The sequence below is a fragment of the Pseudomonas baltica genome (assembly GCF_031880315.1).
Lineage (GTDB): Bacteria > Pseudomonadota > Gammaproteobacteria > Pseudomonadales > Pseudomonadaceae > Aquipseudomonas.
This window is the reverse complement of record NZ_CP134771.1, coordinates 2,284,348-2,308,375: the sequence shown is the minus strand read 5'-3', so window position 1 is coordinate 2,308,375 and position 24,028 is coordinate 2,284,348. Positions and strand designations below refer to the sequence as shown.

Genomic DNA, 24,028 nt, shown 5'->3' with positions numbered 1-24,028 from the left:
CAATCCCTTTCCCGTTCGTCTCGATGGCCCTTCGCGAGCAAGGCTTGCCCGCGAAGGCCGTTACGCGGTGAGCCTGCTATTCACTCCTCCGCCGGATAGCGGCTGGCGTTCAAACTCTCTTTGATCTTGCGCAAATGCGGCTGGAAGTCAGTGCCGCGACGCAGGGTCATGCCTGTGGCCAGCACATCGAGTACGGTTAACTGAATGATGCGCGAGGTCATCGGCATGTAGATGTCGGTATCTTCGGGCAGCGGGATGTTCAAGCTCATCGAGCAAGCCTGTGCCAGCGGCGAGTTCATGGCCGTCAAGCCCAGCACTGACGCGCCGTTTTCCCGCGCCGTGCGCGCCACTTCCACCAGCTCGCGGGTACGCCCGGTGTAGGAAATGATCACGAACAGCTCGCCGGTATGGGCCACCGATGCGAGCATGCGCTGCATCAGCACGTCGGCGTGGGCGGTGACCGCCAGGTTGAAGCGGAAGAACTTGTGCTGCGCATCCATGGCCACCGGCGCTGAAGCGCCGAGGCCGAAGAAGTGGATCTGCCGCGCCTGGATCATCATGTCGACGGCGCGGCTGACCAGCGCCGGGTCCAATTGCTGGCAGGCGCTGTCCAGCGAGGCGATGGCGCTGGCAAAGATTTTTTGCGTATAGGCCGCCGGGTCGTCATCCTCCTCTACGGCGCGGCTTACATAAGCGGCGCCGCTGGCCAGGCTCTGGGCCAGTTGCAGCTTGAGTTCGGGATAACCACTGACCCCGAACGAGCGGCAAAAGCGGTTGACGGTCGGTTCGCTGACCTTGGCCGCCTGAGCCAAGGCGGCGATACTGAAGCGTGTGGCCTGCTGAGGGTTGAGCAAGATGGCTTCGGCCACCTTGCGCTCGGCCTTGTTGAGCTCTTCCAGGCGACCTTTGATCTGCTCCAGAAGGTTTCGCGCGCGGTCCATGGTGTCTCCTGGTTGGGGGAAAACAGCCGTTGGGCATCTGCCATGAGGCTGTCGTCAGGGTGGTCTATCGTACTGATGGCCCACTGGGATCACCACTTGAATCTGGCAAAGCGGCCAAATGTTGTGGTTATTACTACATTTACCTTGAAAATCGCCGTTGAAAACGGTATTTCTACTTCAACTTGATAAAAGAAAAAACATCATGCTCTCGAACCCTGCAGACCCTTGCACATTTGCCCTGTTCGGCGCCCTGGGCGACCTGGCACTGCGCAAACTGTTCCCGGCGTTGTACCAGCTGGACAGAGCCGAGCTGTTGCACGCCGAAACGCGCATTCTGGCGCTGTCGCGTGAAGCCGGTACGGTGGACGAGCACCTGGCGAACATCGAGTCGCGCTTGCGCAGCTTCGTCGGCGAAGCGCAGATCGAAGAGGCACCGCTCAAGCGTTTCCTGGCGCGTCTGAGCTACGTGCATGTGGACTTTCTCGAGGTCAACGACTACTACGCGCTGGCCGAAGTGGTGGGCGATGTCGACCAACTGATCGCCTATTTCGCGACCCCGGCAGCGGTCTATGGTGCTATCTGCGAGAACCTGGCCAAGGCCGGGCTGACCGAGCGTACCCGTGCCGTGCTGGAAAAACCCATCGGCCACGACCTGGAGTCGTCACGCCGGGTCAACGATGCGGTGGCGCAGTATTTTCCGGAAAACCGCGTCTATCGGATCGACCATTATCTGGGCAAGGAGACGGTACAGAACCTCATCGCCCTGCGTTTTGCCAACAGCCTGTTCGAAACCCAGTGGAACCAGAATTCCATCTCCCACGTGGAGATCACCGTGGCCGAAAAAGTCGGTATCGAGGGCCGCTGGGGCTACTTCGACAAGGCTGGCCAACTGCGCGACATGATCCAGAACCACCTGTTGCAGCTGCTGTGCCTGATCGCCATGGACCCGCCGGCGGACCTCTCCGCCGACAGTATCCGCGACGAGAAGGTCAAGGTGCTCAAGGCCTTGGCGCCGATCACCTCCGACGGCCTGAACACTCAAGTGGTGCGCGGTCAGTACATCGCTGGCTACGCCGAGGGCAAGCCGGTCCCGGGTTACCTGGAGGAAGAAAACTCCAACACCCAGAGCGATACCGAAACCTTCGTCGCCCTGCGTGCCGATATCCGCAACTGGCGCTGGGCCGGGGTGCCGTTCTATCTGCGTACCGGCAAGCGCATGCCGCAAAAGCTGTCGCAGATCGTTATCCATTTCAAGGAGCCGCCGCATTACATCTTCGCTCCTGAGCAGCGCCTGCAGATCGGCAACAAACTGATCATTCGCCTGCAACCGGATGAAAGCATTTCGTTGCGGGTAATGACCAAGGAGCAGGGCCTGGACAAGGGCATGCAATTGCGTAGCGGTCCGTTGCAGCTGAATTTTTCCGACACTAATCGCGGCGGCCGTACTCCAGATGCCTATGAGCGTCTGCTGCTGGAAGTGATGAAGGGCAACCAGAACCTGTTTGTCCGTAAAGATGAAATCGAATACGCGTGGAAATGGTGTGATCAGCTGATCGCCGGGTGGAAGAAATCCGCCGATGCGCCCAAGCCGTACGCGGCCGGGTCGTGGGGGCCGATGAGCTCGATTGCACTGATTACCCGCGATGGGAGGTCTTGGTATGGCGATATCTGAACTGCAACTGCCCCAGGGTGTAAGCACCCAGGAATTCCCCAGCGCGCCGTTACTGGCCGAGGCGTTGGCCGAGCGTGTGGTAGGGCAACTGCGCGAAGCCATCGAGGCTCGCGGCCTGGCCACGCTGGTGGTCTCCGGGGGCAAGAGCCCGATTGCGTTGTTCCAGCATCTGGTACGCCTGCCGCTGGACTGGTCCAAGGTGGTGATCACCTTGGCTGACGAACGCTGGGTGCCGGTCGAGCACGTCGACAGCAACGAAGCGCTGCTGCGTCGTTACCTGCTGGTAGGCGCGGTGGCCAAGGCGAAATTCATCGGCCTGTACCGCTCCGCCGAGAGTCAGGAAAAGGCCGCGCTGGCCGCTGACGAAGCGCTGGCCGAGCTGCCGGCCATCGACGTGCTGGTGCTGGGCATGGGCGACGACGGTCATACCGCCTCGCTGTTCCCGAACAGCCCGAACCTGACCCAGGCGCTTGACCCGCAGGGTACTCGTCGCTGCTGGCCGATGCTGGCGCCGACCGTACCCCATCAACGCTTGAGCATGAGCCGCGCGCTGCTGGCCAGCGCCCGGCACCCGCTGCTGTCCATTTCCGGACAGGGCAAACTTGATACTTTGCGCACGGCCGCGACTGGCGATGAAGCCACCATGCCGGTGCGTGCCTTTTTGCAATCCCCGTTGGAAATCTACTGGTGCCCATGAGCCAAGGACCCGCCGCTATGACGACGCCCGCACAACAACAAAGCCGCATGGCCGACAAGATCGCCCGCATCGACGCGATCTGCGCGCAAGCCCGCATCCTGCCGGTGATCACGATCAACCGTGAGCAGGACATCCTGCCCATGGCCGATGCCCTGGCCGCCGGTGGTCTGCGCACCCTCGAGGTGACGTTGCGCTCCGAGCTGGGCCTCAAGGCCATCAAGATTCTGCGCGAGCAACGCCCTGAATTGTCGATCGGCGCCGGTACGGTGCTGAGCCGCGAGATGTATGCGGCGGTCGAGGCCGCTGGCGCGCAGTTCGTGGTCACGCCAGGCGTGACCCAGGACATCCTGCAAGTGGGCCTCGAAAGCGACCTGCCGTTGTTGGCGGGCACCTCCAGCGCCTCCGACATCATGCTCGGCTATGCCCTGGGCTACCGACGCTTCAAGTTGTTCCCGGCGGAAGTCAGCGGCGGTGTCGCCGCACTCAAGGCCCTGGGTGGCCCATTCGTAGGCGTGCGTTTCTGCCCGACCGGCGGCGTGGGCCCGGCCAACATCAAGAGCTACATGAGCCAGCCCAATGTGATGTGCGTGGGCGGCAGCTGGATGCTCGACAGCGCCTGGATCAAGAACGGCGACTGGGCTCGGGTCCAGGAAGCCAGTGCCGAGGCGCTCGCGCTGCTGGACTGATTCCAAAGTTTTGTTGCATGGCTTGACGGCTATTTGTGGTGCGCTCGGTCGGCGCACCTTTTTTTTTGCCTGCGAAAACCCGGCCGCCGCTCTCAATACTCCCGCGCTGGTGGCAGGCCATGCTTGGCCCGCAACGGGGCCAGCAGCTCCCCCAAGCCGTTGTGATCGATTTCCTGCATCAGCGCCAACAGTCCACCCAGCTCGCCTGAGGGGAAGCCTTCACGCGCGAACCAGTTAAGGTAAGGCCCTGGCAGATCGGCAATGATTCGGCCCTTGTATTTGCCGAACGGCATCTGTCGAGTGACCAGCAGTTCAAGTTTTTCAGGATTCATTATCAAGCGCAGCAATAAAGAGTATGGGATTTTAAAAATACAGGCATTTTGCATGAGGGCCAATAGACGCTTCATGCATAACGACAGATTCGATAAAGTTCACCTGTTCTCAACCTGTTGATTATAAACGTTTTTATATTTATAGAGAGTCTGGCACGAACCCTGCTCTATTCTATTCAGGTTAACCCTTAAACAGTTGGAGTTACTGAATATGAACGATCAAGCCAAAGACGTCGTAAAAGTACTGAACAATCTGATCGAAACCTGCAAAGACGGTCAGGAAGGGTTCAAGACTTGTGCTGAAGATATCAAGAACCCTGAATTGAAAGCCCTGTTCATCAAGCGCTCCCAGGAGTGCGGTGTCTCGGCTGGCGAATTGCAGCAGGAAGTCATTGCACTGGGCGGCGAGCCTGAAGATTCCACCAGCGTAAGCGCTGATCTGCATCGCCGTTGGGTCGACTTGAAATCGCTGGTCACCGGCAAGAGCGAAGAAGCCGTGCTTAACGAAGCCGAGCGTGGTGAAGACCATGCCAAGGCCGCCTACAAGGAAGCCCTGGCCCAACCACTGCCAGCGAATGTCTATGCCATCGTCGAACGTCAGTTCGGTGGTGTGCAACGTAATCACGATCAGGTCAAAGCGCTGCGTAATATCGCCCGCGCCAGCTGATTTGCAATGAGTTAATGCGTGTGTCATCCCCTTTGACGCTGGCTGTTGCCGGCGTTTTTTTTTGCGTGTGCTATCGGCCTTTGATGCTCAGGAGGGCGATAGTTCGAAGCCTGGGGACCGGGCGCAGGCCACCTGATTGCGGCCGTTGCGCTTGGCCCGGTACAGCGCTGCGTCGGCTTCGGCCAGCAGCGCTGCCAATGAATCCACGCCTTCAAGGGTCGTGGAGCCCACGCCGATACTGACCGTTACCGATAGCCGCGTGCTGCCCAGCACGCTTTGCTGCTCGACGGCCAGGCGGATGGTTTCGGCAATGGTGCGAGCGCCCTCCAAAGGGGTTTCGGCCAGTACCACCACGAACTCCTCGCCGCCATATCGTGCCGCCAGGTCCGCAGGCCGGTGGGTGCAGTGACGCAGGGTGTTGGCCACTGCACGCAAGGCGTCATCGCCGCCTTGATGGCCATGACGTTCGTTGAAGGCCTTGAAGTGGTCGACGTCGATCATCAGTACCGACAGCGGTTTGTGGGTGCGCAGGGCGCGTAGCCATTCGCGATTAAGCGTCAGGTCCAGCTGTCGGCGGTTAGCCAGGCCCGTCAGGCTGTCGGTGGCGGCCAGGGTGGCGAGCTTGCGCTCGGCGCGTTGGCGTTTTTTCAGCTCCCGGCGCAGCAGGGCGCCCAGCCACAGAATGCCCAGGCACAGCCCGCCGGTAGCGGTGCAGACCAGCACTGCGGTGCGGCGCCAGGCGCCATACACCACCTCGGTAGACACCGCGACAACGACGATCATCGGCAGTTTGCCGACGCGCCCGAAGGTATAGAGACGCGCTTTTTTATCGTTGCCAGACACCGCCACGAAGCTGCCCGAAGTCCCCCCTGCCATGATCGCCAGGAAGTTGCCCCGATGGCTATAGTCGGCGCCTGCCACGGCGTCGCCAATGGAGAGCGGCTCGCGGGCGAGCATGAAGCCCTCGTCGCTCATCAGGCTGACGCTGCTGTCCGAACCGATGTTCAGGCTTTTGAACAGATTGTTGAAGTAGTCCAGGCGCAGGGCGCCGGACGCCACACCGAGAAATTGCCCCGAAGGCGATGTGATGCGCCGGCTGAGGCTGATGCACCAGCCCAAGGTGCCGATCTGGTCCAGGAAGGGCCGGCTGACGATGAGGCCGCTGTCGACGTGTTCCCGATGGGCACGGAACTCCGGCCAGCCGGCGAAATTGGCCTTGCGCGGCGGGTCTGCCAGCGAGTCGGCGACGATGTTGCCTTGCGCATCGATCCACAGCAGGTCGCCGCGCAAGGGCGCACCGGTCGCTTTGCCGAACAGCATGCTGCGCTGCAGGCGGGTGGGGATGGCGCCGAAGTCAGGGTTTTGCGAGGTTTCGATGAGCCCCTGCAGCGAGGCATCGTAGAGATCGATGTTGCGCTGCACTTCGGTGTCGATCAGTTGCACCACGTTGCTGGAGGCGCGAATGGCTGCCAGCTTGGCGCTGCTGTGCTCGCGCACGAGCATGAAGGTCACCAAGGCGATGATCGCCGCCATCGCCAGCACGCAGCCAAGAATCAACGCTCGTTCGGGTAGATCGCGTCTGCGGTGAGTCCGTTCGATCATGGCAGTGAATCTGGCTCGGTCAGTGAGACGGCGTTCAGGAGCGTGATTCCTGAGCGGCGGCGAGGCCCAATCGCCGTGTGACGTCGGGAGCGGCCGTATTCTATGGGCGTGACCGAGTAGTCACAAGTGATCGAAACGGAGTTGGAAGTACGGCGCGTGGTGGAGGGCAATACTGAAATAAAACTTTTATCGATATTCTCTTTTGTTTTCCTTGGTTTATCTCGGTGACGCACCAGGGCGAATCGATGTTTATTTGCCAGATCAAATCAAGTGGCAGCAATTATCGAAGCGCTGGAAATATCCAACGGGGCAAATCGGTGCCGGAATCGAGTCGATGTCTTCAGGATTTTACTATTGCGCGACCACTTGCACGCGAGTCCCGGGCTTGAGCGCGGTCGGCCCATCGACCACCAATTGGTCACCTTGCTGCACGCCTTCGATGACTTCCAGCATGACCGTGCGATACGTCACCTTGACGGGTACCGAAGCCACGGTGTCGCCTTCCAGCCGGTAGACCGCATCCTGCCCGCCGTCGTGGCGCACCACATTGGCCGGGACCGCCAGCACCTGGCGCAACCAGCCAGTTTGCACCTGCAAGTTGATTGCTTCGCCGGCGTGCAGTGTCTGCCGGGCATTTTCAAACTCGGCTTTGACCCGCACAGTGGCCGAGGGGGCTTCGTTGTCGATCAGCGTCAGGCGTCCCTCGGCCAGCAGCGAAGGCGACTGGCTGTTCGCGTAGGCCAATACCGGCGGATTTTCGGTGTCCTGTATCAGGTTCTGCAAGACGGGCAGGGTATTTTCAGGCAGGGCAAACTCGGCGGCCACAGGAGTGGTGCCGGTGGCGCCATGCAGCGAGTGAACGGTGCCCAGGCCGCCGAGCATGCGCGGGACGTCCTGCAGGGTCAGGGTGATGACGCGCACGTGAAGGGCATCCTGGCCCACGGTTTTATCGCTGCGCGGTGACTGCAGGGCGAAATACAGAGCCAGGCCCAGGCCCGCGACCACTACAACAAGGATTGAAGACTTACGCATATGACTCGGTGCCTGACGCGGAGTATGGGCGCCTATGAAGCGGCCACTACTGAAACGTTTAATGTGAATTAACGGAGTATTCCTACAACCAACTCGGAATTATCCAATAGATCTTGCCAATAGCAGCCACGAGACTTAACACCGAGTCGATCTACGGACGCAAGAGGTAGTCTTGGTGGGTGCCCAGAAAAACAACAATTCTCTATCTGTTTCAATGTTCCTGCTGCCTGTCCTGCTGCTCGGTGGAGGGAGTCTAGGGAGACGCTGAACAATTAACCCCGTTCGCACCGCCCCCGTTTCCAAGTCGTTTTTTTCAACCTGCCAACCTTGTTTTACGTTTCCGGGGCAGGTTTCTCCCCTCATTTTGCTGATCTACGGGCCAGTCCCGTCTTTCAGACGGATTTATCCCGCCGCCCGTTGCAAATACCGCTTGGCCAGCATCAGATTGGCCAACCCAAACAAACTGAACAACTGCGCCGTATTCTTTTCCAGCCCACGGTAGCGAACCTTGCGATGATTGAAGCGCACCTTGATTACCTGGAAGGGGTGCTCGACCTTGGCACGCAGTTGCGCCTTGGCATATTCAATTTTGCGCTTGACCCGATAGAGCACGCTGCCTTCGCCGTGCTGCTTGTAACTGCTTGGCCGTGCTGCAATCGACCAGATAACGTCCCGTTCAGCATGCTCCGGTCGCTTGGCCGCACCGGTGTATCCAGCGTCACCCGAAACATAGGTTTCGTCACCGTGCAGCAACTGATCAACCTGGGTGACATCCGCCACGTTAGCAGCCGTACCTATTACGCTGTGCACCAGCCCCGACGTGGCGTCGACACCAATGTGGGCCTTCATCCCAAAGTGCCACTGATTACCTTTTTTAGCCTGATGCATCTCGGGATCACGCTTGCCTTCTCGATTCTTGACCGAGGGCGGCGCGGCGATCAGGGTAGCGTCGACGATAGTGCCTTCCTTGAGCAGCAGACCTCGGCTGGCCAGATGCTGGTTAATCGTTTCAAACAGCACTCGTGTCAGCTGATGGGTTTCCAGCAAGCGACGAAATCGCAGTAGGGTGGTGGCATCCGGTGCCGACTCACGGCCCAGGTCGATGCCGATAAAACCACGAATGGCCTGGCTGTCGTAGACGGCATCTTCGGTACCTTCATCGGAGAAACCAAAACACTGCTGCACGACATACATGCGCAGCATGCGCGACAACCCGATCGCCGGGCGCCCGCGCTTGCCTGTGGTGTCGCTATAGAATGGAGCCACTTGCGCCTCAAGTTGTGCCCAGGGCACCAGCTGTTCAAGGTCAGCCAAGAAGCGGTCGCGACGAGTCTGCTTTTTCTTGCCGGTGTATTCGAGTTCGGAGAAGGTCTTCTGCACGCGCGTAACAGGCTCACGGAGAGGGGGGTGGTTGAAGGTGCTCAGTGTGCCAAGGCTACGGGCTGTTGGCTATTTTTGCAGCGGCTCCCTAGGAATGTTGGGTTCGCTGACCTTGTCTAGTTGAATTTCGATTGGCTATTGCTGTGATTTCTTCGAGATTGTCTGAGGTAGTAATGATTTGTTCTTCGACATTCGAAAAGTTACGCGAGATGTAGGTTTTCACTTTTAGCACAACAGGCTGTCAACATCGTTCTTAATCATGTCAGGGGCCGCCGCACCGGCTCATCGGGCCTGCCCGATGAACGGAGCGCCGGGGCGTAGCCTTCACCCTTGACGTGTTAGTAGTGACCTTAACCTCTGCAAGGGAAGCTGATGGACGTTCTTCCCGTCAGCTTCCCGCCGCGTCGCAAGGCAGACCTGGGGAGTCCAGAGGGGCAAAGCCCCTATGGCCCTAGCAGAGCGGGGGGAAACGTCGTTCCCGGCTCTGTTCCTCATTACGGCAGCCTCACGGGCCAAAAACTGATCCGCTGCATACTCAAGCGCAGCCCAGTATTTCGAATCTCCGATAACCAAGCTGCCCGCGATGTTTTTTTGCTTAATCATATGTCGATCCCCGGAATCCAAAGTCCGCGCTTCACGAACTGTTTGAATGCGCCTTCCACGTACAGCGTGCCGGTACGTACCTGCCATGCGCGATAGCTCCATTTGACAGCGAGAATCGAGAAGGGCAGTGTCATCGAAAAAATACTGATGCAAGTGAGGGCCATTCCACTTGTTGCCAGGCTGTACAAAGCGATAAGCGGGCAAAGCACCGCAAATGCCCAGAACGTTCGAGATTGTCGCGTGTGTGACTTGATAAGACTGGTTTGCTCTTCTTCGCTCATACCGTCAAGTTGAGCACGGCCCTTTTTTTTGATCAGCGGCAGCAACACTTCCGTAATTGATTTCTGGTCTCGCTTTGTGAGGACGCCAAAGCCGCAGTCCGCGGAGCACGTCCATGGGTAAAGCGATTTTTCGTCCGCTTCTGCGTCGCGGTGGACGAACATCACGCCCTTGTCGCACATAGGGCAGTGCGGGTTTCTTATCGTGCTCACCAAGTCTTTCAAATGCCGGTGATTAGATGAAATATTGCGCCATCCGAAGACAGAAAGCGGCATAGACACGAAAGCGAACTTTACAGCTTTCTGAGCAGTTTTAAAAAACCTCATTTCAAAGCACCTTACGCGCACAACGGCGACGTTTCACAGATATATTAGCCAATATTTTTTCAGCTACAGCGAGAAGCGCGTTCATGATGTCCTGAGCTGGTGTTTCTTCCGTCTGGGGTCCTTTTTTCATGGTTTCTTACTCCGAATTCAGTTATAGAAATTATTTGGTCTTCCTGGGCTGAAAAATCACTGAGAGGGGTCAGAGTGATGGATATGCAGTTTTTCTCGCTTATGTGCATCGATCATTCGATTACACCACCCTTGCATAACCTCACAAATGTGAGGTGAAAGTTGTATAAGTACAGGTTCCTGAGCCGGAGAAGTGCGTATGTAACCACCATCCAACCAACTTCTCGAAAGCTCGCAATAGCGCAGAACAACTTTGTCTATTTCTTTATCATGTGCATTGCCTAACCCATGCATTGTGCTCATTGCAATAATCGCAAGACTAGACATTGCAAAGTTTGCCTCTTTTATAGTCTTTGCCTGCTGTTCGTTTTCTTTTTTAAGCTGGGCATAGCCCGCTTTCCATTTATTATTAACCTCGATCCATTGGCTATTTGCATCTTCAAAGCCTGCGTCGTAACCTTCATTGCGTCCTTTTTGGTAACCCTGCCTGCGGCCGATAATGACCCCTGTGGTTTCTGCATTAAAGTCATATGACATGATTTCTATTCCTTTATGAAATTATGGGCTTGTCGTCGTTTGCGTTACGGTCCTGACTATTGGTTTTTTTGACTTCGGACGAAGAATCTTTTCCATCTGACTCCGCAGGATTAGCTGAAGTCTCAGGCAAAACACCACCTCGTGGGCCCAGCATCAGACTTTCACCGACTCGGCCACCGGGCCGGGTCGAGGATTCAGAAGAGGACGCACCACCTAATGATTCATCAGCCATATTAGGAGCAACGCCTTGTGGGCCTATGTTAAGTGGAGCCCCACCGTCTTTTCGGCCACCCCGGTCACCACCATCGTTATTGCCGCTGTCATCTCGAAGGCCAGATGTTCCTCCTCCGGGGATTGGCTTTGTTCCGACACTACCGCTGCCCAAGCTGCTTGGCCCAAATTTTTCTGTGTTGCTTCGCATCTCGCTAGTAGCTTGCGTCGACCCCATAGAGTCGATGCCGATGCCGATCCATTTCAAGACCACATCCGGCAAAGTCTGCGATAGTCCAAAGATCATGTAGATGACAGGCAGCAATAGCAGACCATACATGATTAACCAGTTGCGCCACTGGAAGAACTCAACAAACCAGCCTAAAGACTCCGCAGTGGTCACGTTGGCTGCGTGCATCGCCCAAAATGCTTTACTGATGTACAGTAGAATTGGATTTGCTATTGCCATCGCTGCAAACAAACCAAAAACAATCAGCACAGGTCGAGCAAACAGGGACAACAACATTAAATAACCTTGGGTCTGCGATCCAACAAACGAACGTTCTGGCGTCATGTGCGTCAATGCCCATAGTGGCGCAGCCACAACTGATTGCAGAACACCAAGCACCCAGCCGACCACGGCAATAATGAAAATGGTATAGGGCAGTGACGGCAGAAAAACACCAAAGTAAAATGCTAATACTCCTACCCAGCTAGCGACTTCTACCAGTGGTTTTAAGAAATTGTAGATTACCCATTCAAGCAACGTGTCAGCTAGCGGGGTAGCGTCAACACTAGTTCCGAAAAAAGATACTGATCCAACCCCAGCTGCTACGGCCTTGGCACCTGATAACGCAGTATGCACGACACGATTGGTTGTAATAGCGGATGCCTGCATAAGTGCCAGTACATCACCAGTAGTCTTGATGCGAGAAATTGCGTCAACATCACCATCCGTGCCAATCAGCGTGGCTGTAACGCGTTCCATGCCCCAGCCGATGAAGTTACTCATAATGCTGTCGCCACGGCTACCCAAGGTGTCGACATTCAAATCATCCAGCGATGCCGGAGCTAAAGCAGCTTTAATATCTGCTGCATTAGGCGTTACGGGTTGTTTGTAGCTTGAGCCATCAAGCGATTTGCTAATAATTGCTTGATAGACCGTTTGGTAACTGTTTAATGCCAACCGTGCCGCCGCGTCTTTAGGCAGCATATTGAGGTTTGGCTGCGTTGCAACTGCAACAGGCTCTGCAAACATAGCCCCCATCTCCTGCCTAATGCCGGAGAGACGCTGATAAAATCCCCCCGCCATTGCCCAACCGTCTTCTGTTACATCATCGACGTACTTAGCCATTATCTTTTGTAGTGTCGTATCGTTCGCCATTTGGGACGTTAGATTTTGAGTGAGCGTATTTTGGGCTTGATTGATAATGAGGTTAAAGCGATCACTCTTAACGGTATCCCATCCGTTCTTGTTTATATCCGTGGGCCAAGTTCTCACCCATGCATCGATATCAGCCATCACCTTGTTCATGGCAATGATTTTGGCGTTAAGCGTGGCAAGCCGTACCGCCTGCATCGCGGCCTTATTGCTAGTAATCGTAGCAGGATCAAAAATTGAACCCGTAGAGGTAGAGGTCGTTATCAGCTCCGCAGGAACACTAAAGCTATAGACCTTGATCGATCCACAAATTGGCGTTCCACCGCCAAGGTTGGTGGCCGTATTGCGATCTTTGATGAGATACGTCGCAGTCTGTCGTCCAATGCCGTCATCTACCTTGGAGTCAGGCGTTGAAAGCGCTTGTACAGCGGTATGCTGGTCAAGCGAGCCGTAAATTGCATTGAGGGATCTGGCGCACCAGCTCGACGCCAAATAGGCTTGGCCAAACTGGCGAATGTCGTACAACGGATAGTTGGGGTTGGGCTTCGCGCCACTACCAAATCCAAGCTGGCTACTAACGCTACTGAGCGATCCGTTAACAATCCCGTTTTCAACACCGGCTTTGAATACGCCGTTGGCAAAACCAATGCCCCAAAGTCCAATTGTCAGTACGATGATCTGGATAATCGAATAGCCGCTTGAAGCGGGCAGTAAGGCTCCACCACCGAACACGATGCGCAGCGGAGTCCAAAGCGAACTCCATGCCTTGCCCATCGCTTCGCCCTCATTAGCCGTGTTAGCGACGCCGATAATGGCGATATACGAAACGAATAAGGACGCCAGTATCAGCAGACCAGAGTTGTACTGTACGAACATTGAGGCCAGCACGTTAGAGGTGGCAGTAACAGTTTCAGGGTCGTTGCCTTGTGACAAAGCGTCAATGACCGGCCCAAAGACTGCTCTAAGTACTCCCACACTTGCATCTGAGCAACTGCTTGCGCCGTCCGTTGTGTCACACGGTGAAAAGGGCATTCCTGCCATCTCGATAGTCTCTCGGGGGGAATTCACGAGAAAGTCTATAGGCGTTCGGCATCCTTTAAAAGGTATGTAAAAACTAGGTTGTGGACTATAGTCCATCTATTGAGAAAGTTTTGATTTAAACCATTGTTTTTATTATCAAAATATATTTTCATCTTGATTGGGGTGTATGTATACATCGCAACAATGATGTTTATTTAGAATGGTCCGTAACGTAGACTCCAGTCACTCAAAAAATTGCCAGCAGATAAGGTGAAAAGTGAGATTCAAGCTCAAGTATCAAGACAACAAAACTTTAGGTATTCAGTACGTTGGCAACTCTGTGACTTGCGTTCGCATGCTCGATGAGACGACCAAGGGCGGCAATCAAAAGCAAACCTATGTCTGTACGATCAGCCGATGGGATACCGAGCTGCCGCAACATGCAGTCCAGTTACTAACAAAGGCTGAAGTAGAGGAGTGGAAGGCGTGGAAGACAGCCCACGATGCCGCGTTTAGACGTAAGCAGCTGGAAGCGTCACTGAATACTTTACCACTTACGTTGAGTTATGCGGCCACTGCCTTGACGGAACAGGCGTGTACCGTCGGTGAATCCCGGATAGCTGCTATCTGGGCAGCTTTGGATGCATTCAATCGCGCCCTGTTGAACGCCGGAGTAGACCGTCCCTCACCAGCTCGCGGTCGGCTACCTTCGATAAAATTGGCGTCCCCAGAAATAGGATTGCCAATAATGCCGAACCTTGAACAGCTCGGCTCTCCGCTTGAATGTGCTTATCGCGGGATAGTGGAACGCTATAAGGCTTTACAGGCTCGCTATGCCGCCACAAAATCAGATACCGATTAGACGGCTCAAAATTTTTTGCCCCAGACAGCAAGCCGTTCTTTCATCAACTGGCCGTCGCGCCGCATTTCTGTACGCAGGTCGTCCAGCTCCTCCGGGGTGAGCGAATAATACAGCGACCTCGTGGGTGGTTCTTCAGTTGTGCGCTGCCCCTCGACCCCTTCCGGGTCGAACTGCTCTCTATCGAATGTCATACCGTATACCTCTACATATTCAAAATTCGCATGGCACTCACGCCCCCAAGGATCATGCACCCACAAATCACCAAAACCGTCTCGAATGACGTAATACGCCCCGGGGTCGTTACGCACCATGAGCGGCAAAACATCGTCGAACTCTTGCGTTTCCGGGTTGAACCGCCACACGAACTTCATTCTTTCGAGCATGATCCCACCCTCACATATCCCAATCCGGCGAGTCCCGGTTCAATGAGTTCTGACGCTGACGCTCACGCTCACGCTCACGCTCTCGTTCTTCCTGATGCTGCTGCAAACGCTGAGCTTCGGGCTGCCGTGCTGCTCGCTGACCGTCCTGATTCGGTACTGCTGGCTCACTATCAACGTGCGTATTCATCAACGTGTGCCTCGCATAATCGCACTTTTTTATCCAAGCATTTACTGATGAATCATGCGTTTTTAACGCCTGATTCCACGCATCATCTCTAAACTTAATAGCGTCGGGATGATGGCTGTTTAAGTGATCGCGCCGAGCCTCGGATAGTCGCTCTACGTTCTTGCCAAAATCATTGTCCCACTGCATGGCCTTGCCCTTCGCCATGTGTTGGCCAATGAAGCCGGCTGCCTTCTCCGGGTCTGGCCGCTCGCCCCAGGACTCCCCGTATGTACGATCCAGTCTAGACCGATACAGAGCCACATCTGCCTCGACAGCATCCATCTCAACATAATCGCGGACTGGCCGCACCGGTGCCGGTGCTAATAGCGCCTGCTGCGCCTCATCTCGCGTCATAGCAGCCTGCCGGGGCGCTTTCTTGGCCTCGTGTTGCGCACGGATAACATCGACCTGCTGTTGATCCTCTATGAAGCGCTGACGCTTATGATCAATGTCGGCCTTGATGGCACCTTTGCGTCGCTGTTCAAGCTCAGGATCAGCAAACCGTACATCCAGCCGTCGCTCAACCGCGGTAGCAAGCACCCTATCCCTGAATTCCTGCCCGCCATGCACCGCTACAGCGCCGAATTTCTCCTTCGCCAGCAACAACCCTATCTCGATGCTATCTGCATCGTTGCGGCTGTCCTTGTTGAAAGTGATGCGCTGTCCTTCATCCCGGAACGCCAACCGATCATTGACCGAATAGTTAACAACACCAGTCGAACGATCAACAGCCCACCTAACGCGCTCCGAAAGCTTTGCAGGCCGTGCCGGGTCAAGATCGCTATCCGAAGTGGCCGTGAAGTATGGTCGCTGTACGTCCGCAACATCTGGCTCTTGCGGATGTTTGCCTTTGCGTTTGTCTGCGTAGGAAAAGCCCCGAAGCTGCGCTATCGCTGCTGGATCGCCGGCCTGTGCATAATCTGCAACCCATTCCCGATAAGAAAGATGTTTCTCCTTTCGTAAACTGGCATTTTCAGCTTTAAATATGGCTTTTAATTCGTCTCGTTTGGCCGCAGCAGTAAACGCTGCGACCGACAGAAGTGCTCTGCGATGGTTCCCGTCCAGCCCACTTCGCCGGATGCCTTCCCGTTCTGCCCTAAGTAGATCGGTGAGGGCTTTACGCCGAAACTTCTGGGTGTGGGCTAGCTCAGCCTTAGCCGGAGCTTTCCTAGCCTTCCACTCAACGACAAAACCTTCATATTTGCCGCGCAGCTCTGCGCGTTCTTTGGCGCGCTTCTCGCGGTTGTCGGCACGCTTGGTTGGATCGCGCAATGGGCGATGCTTGCTGTAGTTCTGATTCTCTAACGCTTCCCGGTCAAAATACCTGGTTTTAAGTGGCTCGTATGGGCCAAGCTGCTTTATGAGTTTTCCCCCACCCAACCCCATGTCAGATGCCTTGATCGGAGCCTGGGCGGGATCACTTACCGACGCCACGTAGAAAGCGTTGTTTCGGTCATTTGCTGGTCTCAACTCAAGTCCATGAGTGGCAAGTATCGTATGCAGCGCCTGCCACGAAGCTTTCGCGGATTCCATTAGCGCCTTGGCATCATCTTTGGGCGGTCCTTTGGCATAGCTCGCTAACGACTCATTACCACTGTGAACTTCAAACTGCCGGGCCTTCTCTGGCAAATCGGCGCGACTCCCTTCCCGTGCCTTGAGCCGGTGTGCCGCACTCTTATAAGTCCAATCTATAGACTTCTTACCGTCAACCTCTTTGACAGAAAAAGGCCCATTATCGTGTTTCCACCCTTGGTCAATTTCGATCTGCCGCATTGCCTTATCTAATGTGAATTTCGAATACGACATCTTCGGTACTCGGTGTCTATCTGGATGAACCTTATTCACCATGATATGCAAGTGCGCATTGTCGGTATCACGGTGTATGGCCGACAGATACTCATGACCGTTAAGCCCAATAGCAGCGAGCGCAAATTTACCCGCATCAAAAGCTTGATCATCGGTTGGGTAGTCTCCTTCTGACCAGCTCAGAACGAGGTGCATTACCGGATCTTTCGTGCGCTTACTTCGAACCGAAGTACCCCACATTTCAATCCACGCGGTGTCCTCAGAAAGGCAGTTTGTTTGCACTGCCACAGCTCCTTCAGTGACCTCACCGGTCTCAGGATCAATACCATGTCGAAAACTATTTATGTACTTGGATAGACTACGAAAACTTGTCTTTCCATCGCTTCGTCGGCCAACGATCTTAGCGATCATCGCTATCCACTTCCTCGACGTCAGGCGCTATACGTTTGAGTGCCCTTGTCGCCTCGTCGACGGCATTCTTAAACGCAATCAATAACTCAGATGTTTGCTGTGAATATGCACCACGGCTGCTATTAAATAAGTTTTTTTGCAATCCACCTAAACTACGGAGCTGAGCTGCAAACGTCTTTATGTCTGCACAGATGATGCGATCTGATTGGTTCCTTATGCGGCGACTCAATCCAGCACAACGAATAAACATCGACAACGATATGCCTGCATCCTCAGCTTTAGCTTTCAATATATCTGCCTCTTCGGGCAAACAGCGAGTGTGAACGACCACAGTTCGTTTCCTTGTATCCGAACCAGAACGACCATTGACCATAACAAACTCCGACTCTAATGGCCGCACGGCGGCAGGGGTCTCGGGGCGCAGCCCTGAGCAGGGCAGGTTAGGGGTGATGACGAGCGAAGCGAGGAAGAGCCCCGATGAGATACCAGCACGAAGTGCGCGGTAGCTCAAACCACACCCTGTCCTCGATCATCATGACTTCCACGGAGAAGGTAGCTTGGAGTTTTTATATGGTCAAATACGGCTCGGCGCCTATAGAAAGTACGTACTTACACAATGTTCGCACCATGATGCCACAGAGTTGCCACAGAGTTGCCGCAATATGTACACAATCTTACCATGCAGTTACCACATTGCCACCACAAAGCTACCACAATGGTTACACGCTATAGCCACAGAATTACCAGCTTGTTAGCACAGTCTTACCATACTAGTACCACTATTTTTGGAACGATATATGGGTCGAAATTTTTCGGTTTTTTCATAAAATGACTTGATGCGTTGAGGCGCTATACAAAAAAGCAAAGGGCTTTTTAGAGGGGAAGGTTGATCAGCCTTCAGAACCGGCCGTGGTTTCCGATGCGCCCCATAGGGGCTTTGCCCCTCTGGACTCCCCACACTCGCCCGCGTGGCGTCGGGAGCCTGGGATAGAAGCGCTCCCAGTCACCCTAGCGAAGGCTATTGGCATCGAACGCGTCAAGGGGCCGAGTCCTCGCCCCTTCGGTGCTGCGGGCCGCACCAACCCCTTGACTCGACCATTAGACTTCAGACATTTTCAAGATATGATGAGCGACGCGTAATGAAAAAGTCAGTATAAAAAATTAAGAGGGGGTTGCGGTGCAGATTTTGACAGTTTCAGATTTTGAAAAAGTGGCCGTTAGGTATTCAACTTTGTTCTATTCAAGATCTCTCAAGGATGGCCCGAAAAATATCGCGTATTGGATATCAGTTTTTTTCTTTGTGCTAACAATATTTTTTATGTTTTACAGTTTGGTGGAGTTGGCGTCAGGGCGGGATGCGAACACAGGGCTAGCAATGATAGCTGTTCTTTTTGAATTCGTCGGTTTGGCAGTTTGGATTGCTTTTTATGAGCCTGCTTACAGATATGACAAGCTACAAAGGTCCGGCTTAAATATTTCCGACGTGCTTTGTAAAAAACAAGATAGAGAAATTATCAAAGGCATTTGGCTTAAAAAGAATTTATCTGTCCCGCCTGATAAGTATTTTGAGTTGGCCAAGAATTTTTATGAAGTTCAGGGTATGCTTTCCGAGTCTAGAAAGAATAAGCAGCTGGGCGATCGTTTTTTGAGTAGCTTTTTCAGCCTTAAGCCGCTTCAGACCTTGCTTTCAATTCCAGTTATATTGGCTATGATAAATTTCGCATTTAAAATACCTGGCGTGGAATTCACAGTGTCGAATGTTGACCTCTCGGTTTTCATGATAACCGCTGCGAAATACTCGCTCACCCTTTTTCTTATTTCACTAACTCTAGTTTTGATTGTTGGGTTGTTGTTGACGATGTCTATAGGTATTTTCGAGCTGGTTAGTGAAACCTACAGAGGCAAATGCTCAGATTTGACTAAGAGAAGGTTTGTTAGAGCTTTGCTTGAACGAGCCGACTTGGTGGGGTGAGTGCGGCGTGCTGATGTGACCTATGCTCGTAGTGTCCGAAAACTTACGATGTATGACTTGGCCACTTTGGCTGATTTAATTTGGCTAATAACAATTATTTTGTATTTTAGGTATCTGGATGGTGCATTTTTTATAGGTTTTCTGTGGGGTTTTTGAGAGCGTCTATCTAAGGTAGGACCCAAGGGAAAACGCTCTCTGAATTATTTGTTAGGTGTTTAACTACTCTCCGAGTAGCCGATTTGTGAGTGGGTGCAAAAGCAGATTTTGGAGAATTGGCGGTGGATGTTAACTGTTTGACTATCAGGTCGACTACCATCCGCGTATCATGAATCAGTGTTTTTTGCGCAATGGTATGGGCGAGCGCGTTGTGGACGTCGATCCGTTTGCTAGGCGGGGTCTTCGACAAATCGAACGGCGTTGCCCCCCTAGTGTCGTGTTTTATTTTACTAGTTTCTGTTTAGGTTGGTAGTTGGTGTTATCTACAACGCTTCCCGATACGGTATCCATCCCATATTCATCAGGTATCGCAGAGGTATCATGGTCCGAGCGCTGCATAGCCTTGTCTATCCAAGCTTGCTGCTCTCTGTTAGTTAACCGAGATTTCGAATTAGTGACGAAATCCTCTTTCCACTCGGGCGGAACGTTCATGTATAGGAATTTCAAAATGCCTATGGATGAACCATCCTCATGTTCTATTTTTAAAGACTCTCCGGCTTGCGGCCCCTGCGGGACCGCAGATATCTGATGTACACCGGATTGCACCCCCAGAGCGCGACTATTTTCAGCCTGGCTCGGAGTGGATTGTGGGGAAGCTGAATCGACTTGGCTAAGTGTCCCAGGCGCAGCCTTGGCAGGCCTGAGAACTCTCACAGTGGCCGGTTGCGATATTTCCCTGAGAATGTGCTTGTAGCTGGCCACCGTTCTCACCGAAACGCCGGCGAGAGTCGCTATCGCAGAACGGACCAGTGCCTTGCCCTGGTCTTGAAGCTGCCTGCAAGCAGCGCGTATTTTGGATTCTGTGGCTTTGTGCCGCAGCTCATTAGTGCGCTGCGCGGCCAGGCTCTGCCGTTCTGTAAGCGACAAGCTGCCATCGAGCTGCATTGCGCCTCGATGGCAACGACGATCACCGGTGTACCGATCCCACGTCCAGCGACCTACGGATTTGACCGTGGAGCGTATCGACGACAGCGGCAGGTTTTCCGAAAAACCCTGTTTGAGAAAGCTGTTGTGGTTGTACGCATACGCATCGAGCGAGCGCATGAACGACTCGAACGACCCCAGCTCACGCTCGCGATTGACGATGCTGTACGCAAAATAACGCAGTTGCTCGAACAGGATGCAGTGCCGCGAATGGCTGACCTGATCAAGCTTCGGACCTGTGGCCCAGGGTTTGACTGTCAGCTCCACCGCGTTCGCCAGTTCGCCCAGTTCATACACGTGGCTGTGAAATTCGGTCGTCTCCCACCAGGGGTGACCGGGTGTTTTGGCCACCGGGCCACCGTGGTAGTCCATGTCCGCGTCGAGGCGAGCGGCAAACGCGGTATAGATCGCTTTCATGTACTGAATCGGCTTGGCCCGTGCGTTCTCTGTGGTGCACACGGACGGCACGGCATAGAACAACTGGGAATGGCCGCTTTTGCGGTTACGCACCATCAGGTTCGGCGCGGGCAACCCGGCATCGTCCCAGGCCAAGGCGTTGGCATGGTCCAGGTCAAACACCAGCCAGGACACCATGCCGAGGCGATTGACCTGCATATAGGGATAACGCAGCGCGTATTCACGGGGACGGACGCGGGTCGCGGTTTTGTCGTCACTGCACCGCGCCATGTACGGCGCTTCCATCAATAATCGGTTGAGCGCAGTGCCGTCTTCGAAAAAACGCGCCGGAGGCATGTGGGTGCTGGTGGCCAGCGGATCGACCTTGGCCGAGGGTGAGGTCGCGTGGGCAAGACTGATCGCGTTGTCGTGGCTCATGCCTCACCGCCTTGGCCAGCAGGTTGGCCAGCGGCGTGAAAGGGTGTGACACAAGGGGTCAACTGGGGGGGCAGGGTGCTGTCATCGAGGACGCACAGCCGCTGAATAATCTTTTCCATAAGTCCACCGTTCAGCGGTGAACTGAAGACTTCACTTTTGATGGCTTGAAGATTTCCTGCCTTGTCCGTCGGCCCATCTCAGCTTCTCCCTTGTGTGGTTTTGCGGGCTGCTGCACGGGCCTCCAGCCAGTCATCAATTTCGTGCTCGAGAAAACCGATTACACGTCCGCCTCCGATGCTGATGGGTTGCGGAAAGTCATCTTGTTTGCACAGTCTCCATAAAGACGTTCGGCTGATAGCAATTTTTGAGCAAGTATCTTGGATACGAAGAACTCTCATGGCACGCCTCGAAACGTTATGGAATCGAGGGCATGTTCATTTTATCTGCCGCGTGGAGCACGGACATCAATTGTTCCTTTTCCGATGACTTTTTGTCCGTGCACTGAGAATTTGGCGAACCCTTACCTGATCTATGGCATGCCTACGGTTCGCTATCTCAGGACTGGCGCGATGGCCACTGCGTTGATAGAGAGAGCCCCGCTTTGGCGGGCGTTTGTATTGGAAGATCGGTGTTTCGCCTTTGCCAGCCCGAGAACTAAGCTGGCCTCGCTAAGCTCGCTCACACTTCCCTTTGGTAAGCGGAATCCTTATGCAGTCAGATCGGACCCGGCTACTCGAGCTCGCACTCTATGAGATCAGGGGGCTGCTTGCTGATTATCTGGGCAGCGATGTGCATGCGCCAATGAGCGTACGTGTTGCCGTCCATGTGGGCTGTGCAGTTCACAATGAGGCGGAGGCGGCATTCAACAATGTGGATTTCAGACTGATCCTGCGAGCGCTGAAAAGCGCCGCAATCGATCAGGTTCTGGGTGGTACTGATGGGGCAGCTTTGTTGAGGCGATTTCTGCCTGTTGCGAAGGGCCGCTTTCGGCCATAAGCAGCCGGTCGATTTCACAGAACTCGCGAGAGCCAAGTGACATGAAAAAACGCCAATATCTTCTCGACCGTCAAACTAACCCTGATTGCCACTCGCAGCCCGTCAAATCGACCTGCGCAACCTAAACCTGCGGACTGATCTCCATGAACGGCAGAGTGGGTTTCGGCAGACTCGAAACATCCAACGCAATGCGCCAATACCCAACGTCATGCCAAGCGCCTTGCTTGAATCCTACTTCTTGATACGTACCGATGTGAACGAAGCCAAGTGCTTCGTGCAACCCCACGCTGCCATCGTTAGGCAGCGCTATCCCGGCATAGGCTGCGTGAAAGCCTTGCCTTTTCAATGTCGGTAGCAACACGTCATACAGTGCCCGACCGACCCCGCTACGGTGCGCTTCTGGCGATATATAAACGGTGACGTCGACCGACCAGCGATAGGCCTCACGAGCCCGGTGCTGACTGGCATATGCATAGCCGATGATTTGGCCGTCTCGCTCCGCTACCAGATACGGGTAAGTCGGCAAAGTCGACCCGATCCGCTTGGCCATCTCTTCGACGGTAGGGGGCTCAAGCTCAAACGAAATCGCGGTGCGTTCAACCATCGGTGCGTAAATTGCCTGGATGGCTTGAGCGTCCGAAATCTGCGCAATCCTTACTGTGGTGTTGCTCATTCTCTATCCCCTTGGTCGCTCAAATCGATCTTTGATTGACTCGTTTCGAGAGTGCCTCGGCGCTTTCCTTGCGCTCCGAATAGCGGTCTACCAGATACGTTTCCCGGCCCCGAACCATCAGCGTGAACTTCACCAGTTCCTCCATCACGTCCACAACACGGTCGTAGTAGGCAGATGGCTTCATACGCCCGGCGTCGTCGAACTCCAGAAAGGCCTTGGGTACTGACGACTGGTTTGGGATGGTGATCATCCGCATCCAGCGCCCGAGGATCCGTAGCTGGTTTACCGTGTTGAACGACTGTGATCCACCGCAGACCTGCATGACCGCCAGCGTCTTGCCCTGGCTGGGGCGGACAGCGCCCATCGTGAGAGGAATCCAGTCGATCTGGGCTTTGAACACAGCAGACATTGCACCGTGACGCTCTGGCGAACACCACACCTGTCCCTCTGACCACAGAACCAGATCCCGCAGCTCTTTAACCTTTGGATGGTCTTCCGGAGCGTCATCAGGGAGAGGCAGACCCGAGGGATCAAAGATGAAGGTCTCGGCTCCCATTAGAGTCAGGATGCGCGCGGCCTCTTGGGTGAGTAGCCTGCTGAAAGAGCGCTCACGGGTTGAGCCATACAGCAACAAGATGCGTGGCTTGTGCGTCTGTTGCTCGTTGCCTTGCAGGCGATCCAGTGTGGCGACGTCGATTAGCGACTGATCCAGGTTAGGTAGATCTAGACTGCTTTCCAAGGAAAATTCGTCCATTACAGTTCACCTATTCGATCTAGTTCGCGCTTCATTTCCTGCGGTGTGAGCGCCGAATGATCCAGATTGAAGAATGCGTCGAAACGCTTTTTAATCTGGACGACGGTTGCGTCAAATGCGGCCTGGATTTCGCTATCTGTTCCTTCAACATCGGAAGGATCGGCAAGCCCCCAGTGGCTTTTGACAGCAGGCCCGAAATAGACCGGACAGGGTTCGCCTCCAGCCTTATCACACACGGTGATCACCACATCCGGTGGTGAGTCCGAAAAAACCTCTGAGCCTTTGCTGTAGAGATGTGTGGTATCGATGCCTAGCGCTTGCAGCGTGCTCACGGCGCGGGGATTCAGCTGCCCGCTTGGGAAGCTGCCCGAACTGACGGCAGTAAAACCGCTCGGGGCCAAGTGGTTGAACAACCCCTCCGAGAGAACGCTCCGGCAGCTATTTGCCGTACACATAAATAGTACTTTCATGGGTTTC

General features: G+C 54.6%; 22 protein-coding genes and 1 pseudogene. 6 read left to right on the top strand and 17 right to left on the bottom strand.

The features are described 5' to 3' along the window. Nucleotides 1-80: 80 nt before the first annotated feature. Nucleotides 81-941, bottom strand: a complete 861-nt coding sequence (locus REH34_RS10140) for a MurR/RpiR family transcriptional regulator (RefSeq protein WP_226503075.1) — start codon at nt 939-941, stop codon at nt 81-83. A 202-nt stretch (nt 942-1,143) separates the two neighbouring features. Here REH34_RS10140 and zwf point away from each other — a divergent pair, with 202 nt between their 5' ends. The 3 genes from zwf to REH34_RS10125 are packed head-to-tail and all read left to right on the top strand — an operon-like array spanning nt 1,144 to nt 3,996. Then, complete coding sequence (zwf, locus tag REH34_RS10135) at nt 1,144-2,613, top strand: glucose-6-phosphate dehydrogenase (protein ID WP_226503076.1); 1,470 nt, start codon at nt 1,144-1,146, stop codon at nt 2,611-2,613. Continuing rightward, on the top strand, nt 2,600-3,310 hold the full coding sequence (gene pgl, locus REH34_RS10130) for a 6-phosphogluconolactonase (protein ID WP_311971559.1): 711 nt from the start codon (nt 2,600-2,602) through the stop codon (nt 3,308-3,310). The genes zwf and pgl overlap by 14 nt, the downstream gene beginning before the upstream one ends. Continuing rightward, entirely contained in the window at nt 3,307-3,996 is a 690-nt protein-coding gene (locus REH34_RS10125) for a bifunctional 4-hydroxy-2-oxoglutarate aldolase/2-dehydro-3-deoxy-phosphogluconate aldolase (RefSeq protein WP_409373271.1), read from the top strand. Before pgl ends, REH34_RS10125 begins: the two co-directional genes overlap by 4 nt. A 92-nt stretch (nt 3,997-4,088) precedes the next feature. On the opposite strand, the gene REH34_RS10120 is transcribed toward REH34_RS10125, so the two are convergent. Continuing rightward, entirely contained in the window at nt 4,089-4,328 is a 240-nt protein-coding gene (locus tag REH34_RS10120) for a DUF3820 family protein (RefSeq protein WP_226503079.1), read from the bottom strand. A gap of 211 nt (nt 4,329-4,539) precedes the next feature. Here REH34_RS10120 and REH34_RS10115 point away from each other — a divergent pair, with 211 nt between their 5' ends. Then, nucleotides 4,540-4,995 carry a PA2169 family four-helix-bundle protein gene (locus REH34_RS10115; protein ID WP_311971558.1) on the top strand — a complete coding sequence of 152 codons (456 nt, stop codon included), beginning with the start codon at nt 4,540-4,542 and terminating at the stop codon, nt 4,993-4,995. An 87-nt stretch (nt 4,996-5,082) separates the two neighbouring features. On the opposite strand, the gene REH34_RS10110 is transcribed toward REH34_RS10115, so the two are convergent. The 7 genes from REH34_RS10110 to REH34_RS10080 all read right to left on the bottom strand — a co-directional run bounded on the left by REH34_RS10110 (nt 5,083) and on the right by REH34_RS10080 (nt 13,506). After that, on the bottom strand, nt 5,083-6,597 hold the full coding sequence (locus REH34_RS10110) for a diguanylate cyclase (RefSeq protein WP_311971557.1): 1,515 nt from the start codon (nt 6,595-6,597) through the stop codon (nt 5,083-5,085). Between the two features lie 351 nt (nt 6,598-6,948). Beyond that, complete coding sequence (locus REH34_RS10105) at nt 6,949-7,629, bottom strand: hypothetical protein (RefSeq protein WP_311971556.1); 681 nt, start codon at nt 7,627-7,629, stop codon at nt 6,949-6,951. A gap of 402 nt (nt 7,630-8,031) precedes the next feature. Further along, nucleotides 8,032-9,009, bottom strand: coding sequence for an IS5-like element IS52 family transposase (locus REH34_RS10100; RefSeq protein ID WP_095178734.1), 978 nt, complete (start codon nt 9,007-9,009; stop codon nt 8,032-8,034). Between the two features lie 599 nt (nt 9,010-9,608). Beyond that, nucleotides 9,609-10,217, bottom strand: coding sequence for a hypothetical protein (locus REH34_RS10095; RefSeq protein ID WP_311971555.1), 609 nt, complete (start codon nt 10,215-10,217; stop codon nt 9,609-9,611). A gap of 1 nt (nt 10,218) precedes the next feature. Next, nucleotides 10,219-10,347 (bottom strand): hypothetical protein, encoded by a 129-nt coding sequence (locus tag REH34_RS10090; protein ID WP_311971554.1) that lies wholly within the window; start codon nt 10,345-10,347, stop codon nt 10,219-10,221. Nucleotides 10,348-10,403: 56 nt separating this feature from the next. Continuing rightward, complete coding sequence (locus tag REH34_RS10085; protein ID WP_311971553.1) at nt 10,404-10,883, bottom strand: hypothetical protein; 480 nt, start codon at nt 10,881-10,883, stop codon at nt 10,404-10,406. Nucleotides 10,884-10,896: 13 nt separating this feature from the next. Further along, complete coding sequence (locus REH34_RS10080) at nt 10,897-13,506, bottom strand: DotA/TraY family protein (protein ID WP_311971552.1); 2,610 nt, start codon at nt 13,504-13,506, stop codon at nt 10,897-10,899. Between the two features lie 265 nt (nt 13,507-13,771). On the opposite strand from REH34_RS10080, the gene REH34_RS10075 reads away from it, so the two are divergent. Then, nucleotides 13,772-14,356 (top strand): hypothetical protein, encoded by a 585-nt coding sequence (locus REH34_RS10075; RefSeq protein ID WP_311971551.1) that lies wholly within the window; start codon nt 13,772-13,774, stop codon nt 14,354-14,356. Between the two features lie 5 nt (nt 14,357-14,361). Here REH34_RS10075 and REH34_RS10070 read toward each other — a convergent pair whose 3' ends face one another. Genes REH34_RS10070 through mobA form a run of 3 tightly spaced genes read right to left on the bottom strand, consistent with a single transcriptional unit; the run spans nt 14,362 to nt 17,693 of the window. After that, nucleotides 14,362-14,739 (bottom strand): hypothetical protein, encoded by a 378-nt coding sequence (locus tag REH34_RS10070; protein WP_311971550.1) that lies wholly within the window; start codon nt 14,737-14,739, stop codon nt 14,362-14,364. A 10-nt stretch (nt 14,740-14,749) separates the two neighbouring features. Next, nucleotides 14,750-17,182: a TraI/MobA(P) family conjugative relaxase gene (gene traI, locus REH34_RS10065; protein ID WP_311971549.1), complete on the bottom strand. Its 2,433-nt coding sequence runs from the start codon at nt 17,180-17,182 to the stop codon at nt 14,750-14,752. Continuing rightward, nucleotides 17,172-17,693: a plasmid mobilization protein MobA gene (gene mobA, locus REH34_RS10060; protein WP_311971548.1), complete on the bottom strand. Its 522-nt coding sequence runs from the start codon at nt 17,691-17,693 to the stop codon at nt 17,172-17,174. Before mobA ends, traI begins: the two co-directional genes overlap by 11 nt. 666 nt (nt 17,694-18,359) lie before the next feature. On the opposite strand from mobA, the gene REH34_RS10055 reads away from it, so the two are divergent. Continuing rightward, entirely contained in the window at nt 18,360-19,154 is a 795-nt protein-coding gene (locus REH34_RS10055; protein ID WP_311971547.1) for a hypothetical protein, read from the top strand. Between the two features lie 675 nt (nt 19,155-19,829). Here REH34_RS10055 and REH34_RS10050 read toward each other — a convergent pair. The 5 genes and pseudogenes from REH34_RS10050 to REH34_RS10030 all read right to left on the bottom strand — a co-directional run. Further along, nucleotides 19,830-21,128: pseudogene (locus tag REH34_RS10050) on the bottom strand (replication initiation protein); the annotation flags it as partial. A gap of 197 nt (nt 21,129-21,325) precedes the next feature. After that, the gene (locus REH34_RS10045) at nt 21,326-21,526 is read right to left on the bottom strand and encodes an AlpA family phage regulatory protein (protein WP_311971545.1); all 201 of its coding nucleotides are present in this window, start codon (nt 21,524-21,526) and stop codon (nt 21,326-21,328) included. A gap of 719 nt (nt 21,527-22,245) precedes the next feature. Further along, nucleotides 22,246-22,797, bottom strand: coding sequence for an arsinothricin resistance N-acetyltransferase ArsN1 family B (locus tag REH34_RS10040; protein ID WP_311971544.1), 552 nt, complete (start codon nt 22,795-22,797; stop codon nt 22,246-22,248). A 19-nt stretch (nt 22,798-22,816) separates the two neighbouring features. Further along, nucleotides 22,817-23,551 carry an arsenical resistance protein ArsH gene (gene arsH / locus REH34_RS10035; protein ID WP_311971542.1) on the bottom strand — a complete coding sequence of 245 codons (735 nt, stop codon included), beginning with the start codon at nt 23,549-23,551 and terminating at the stop codon, nt 22,817-22,819. Further along, nucleotides 23,551-24,021: an arsenate reductase ArsC gene (locus REH34_RS10030; RefSeq protein ID WP_311971541.1), complete on the bottom strand. Its 471-nt coding sequence runs from the start codon at nt 24,019-24,021 to the stop codon at nt 23,551-23,553. Before REH34_RS10030 ends, arsH begins: the two co-directional genes overlap by 1 nt. Between the last annotated feature and the right edge of the window lie 7 nt (nt 24,022-24,028).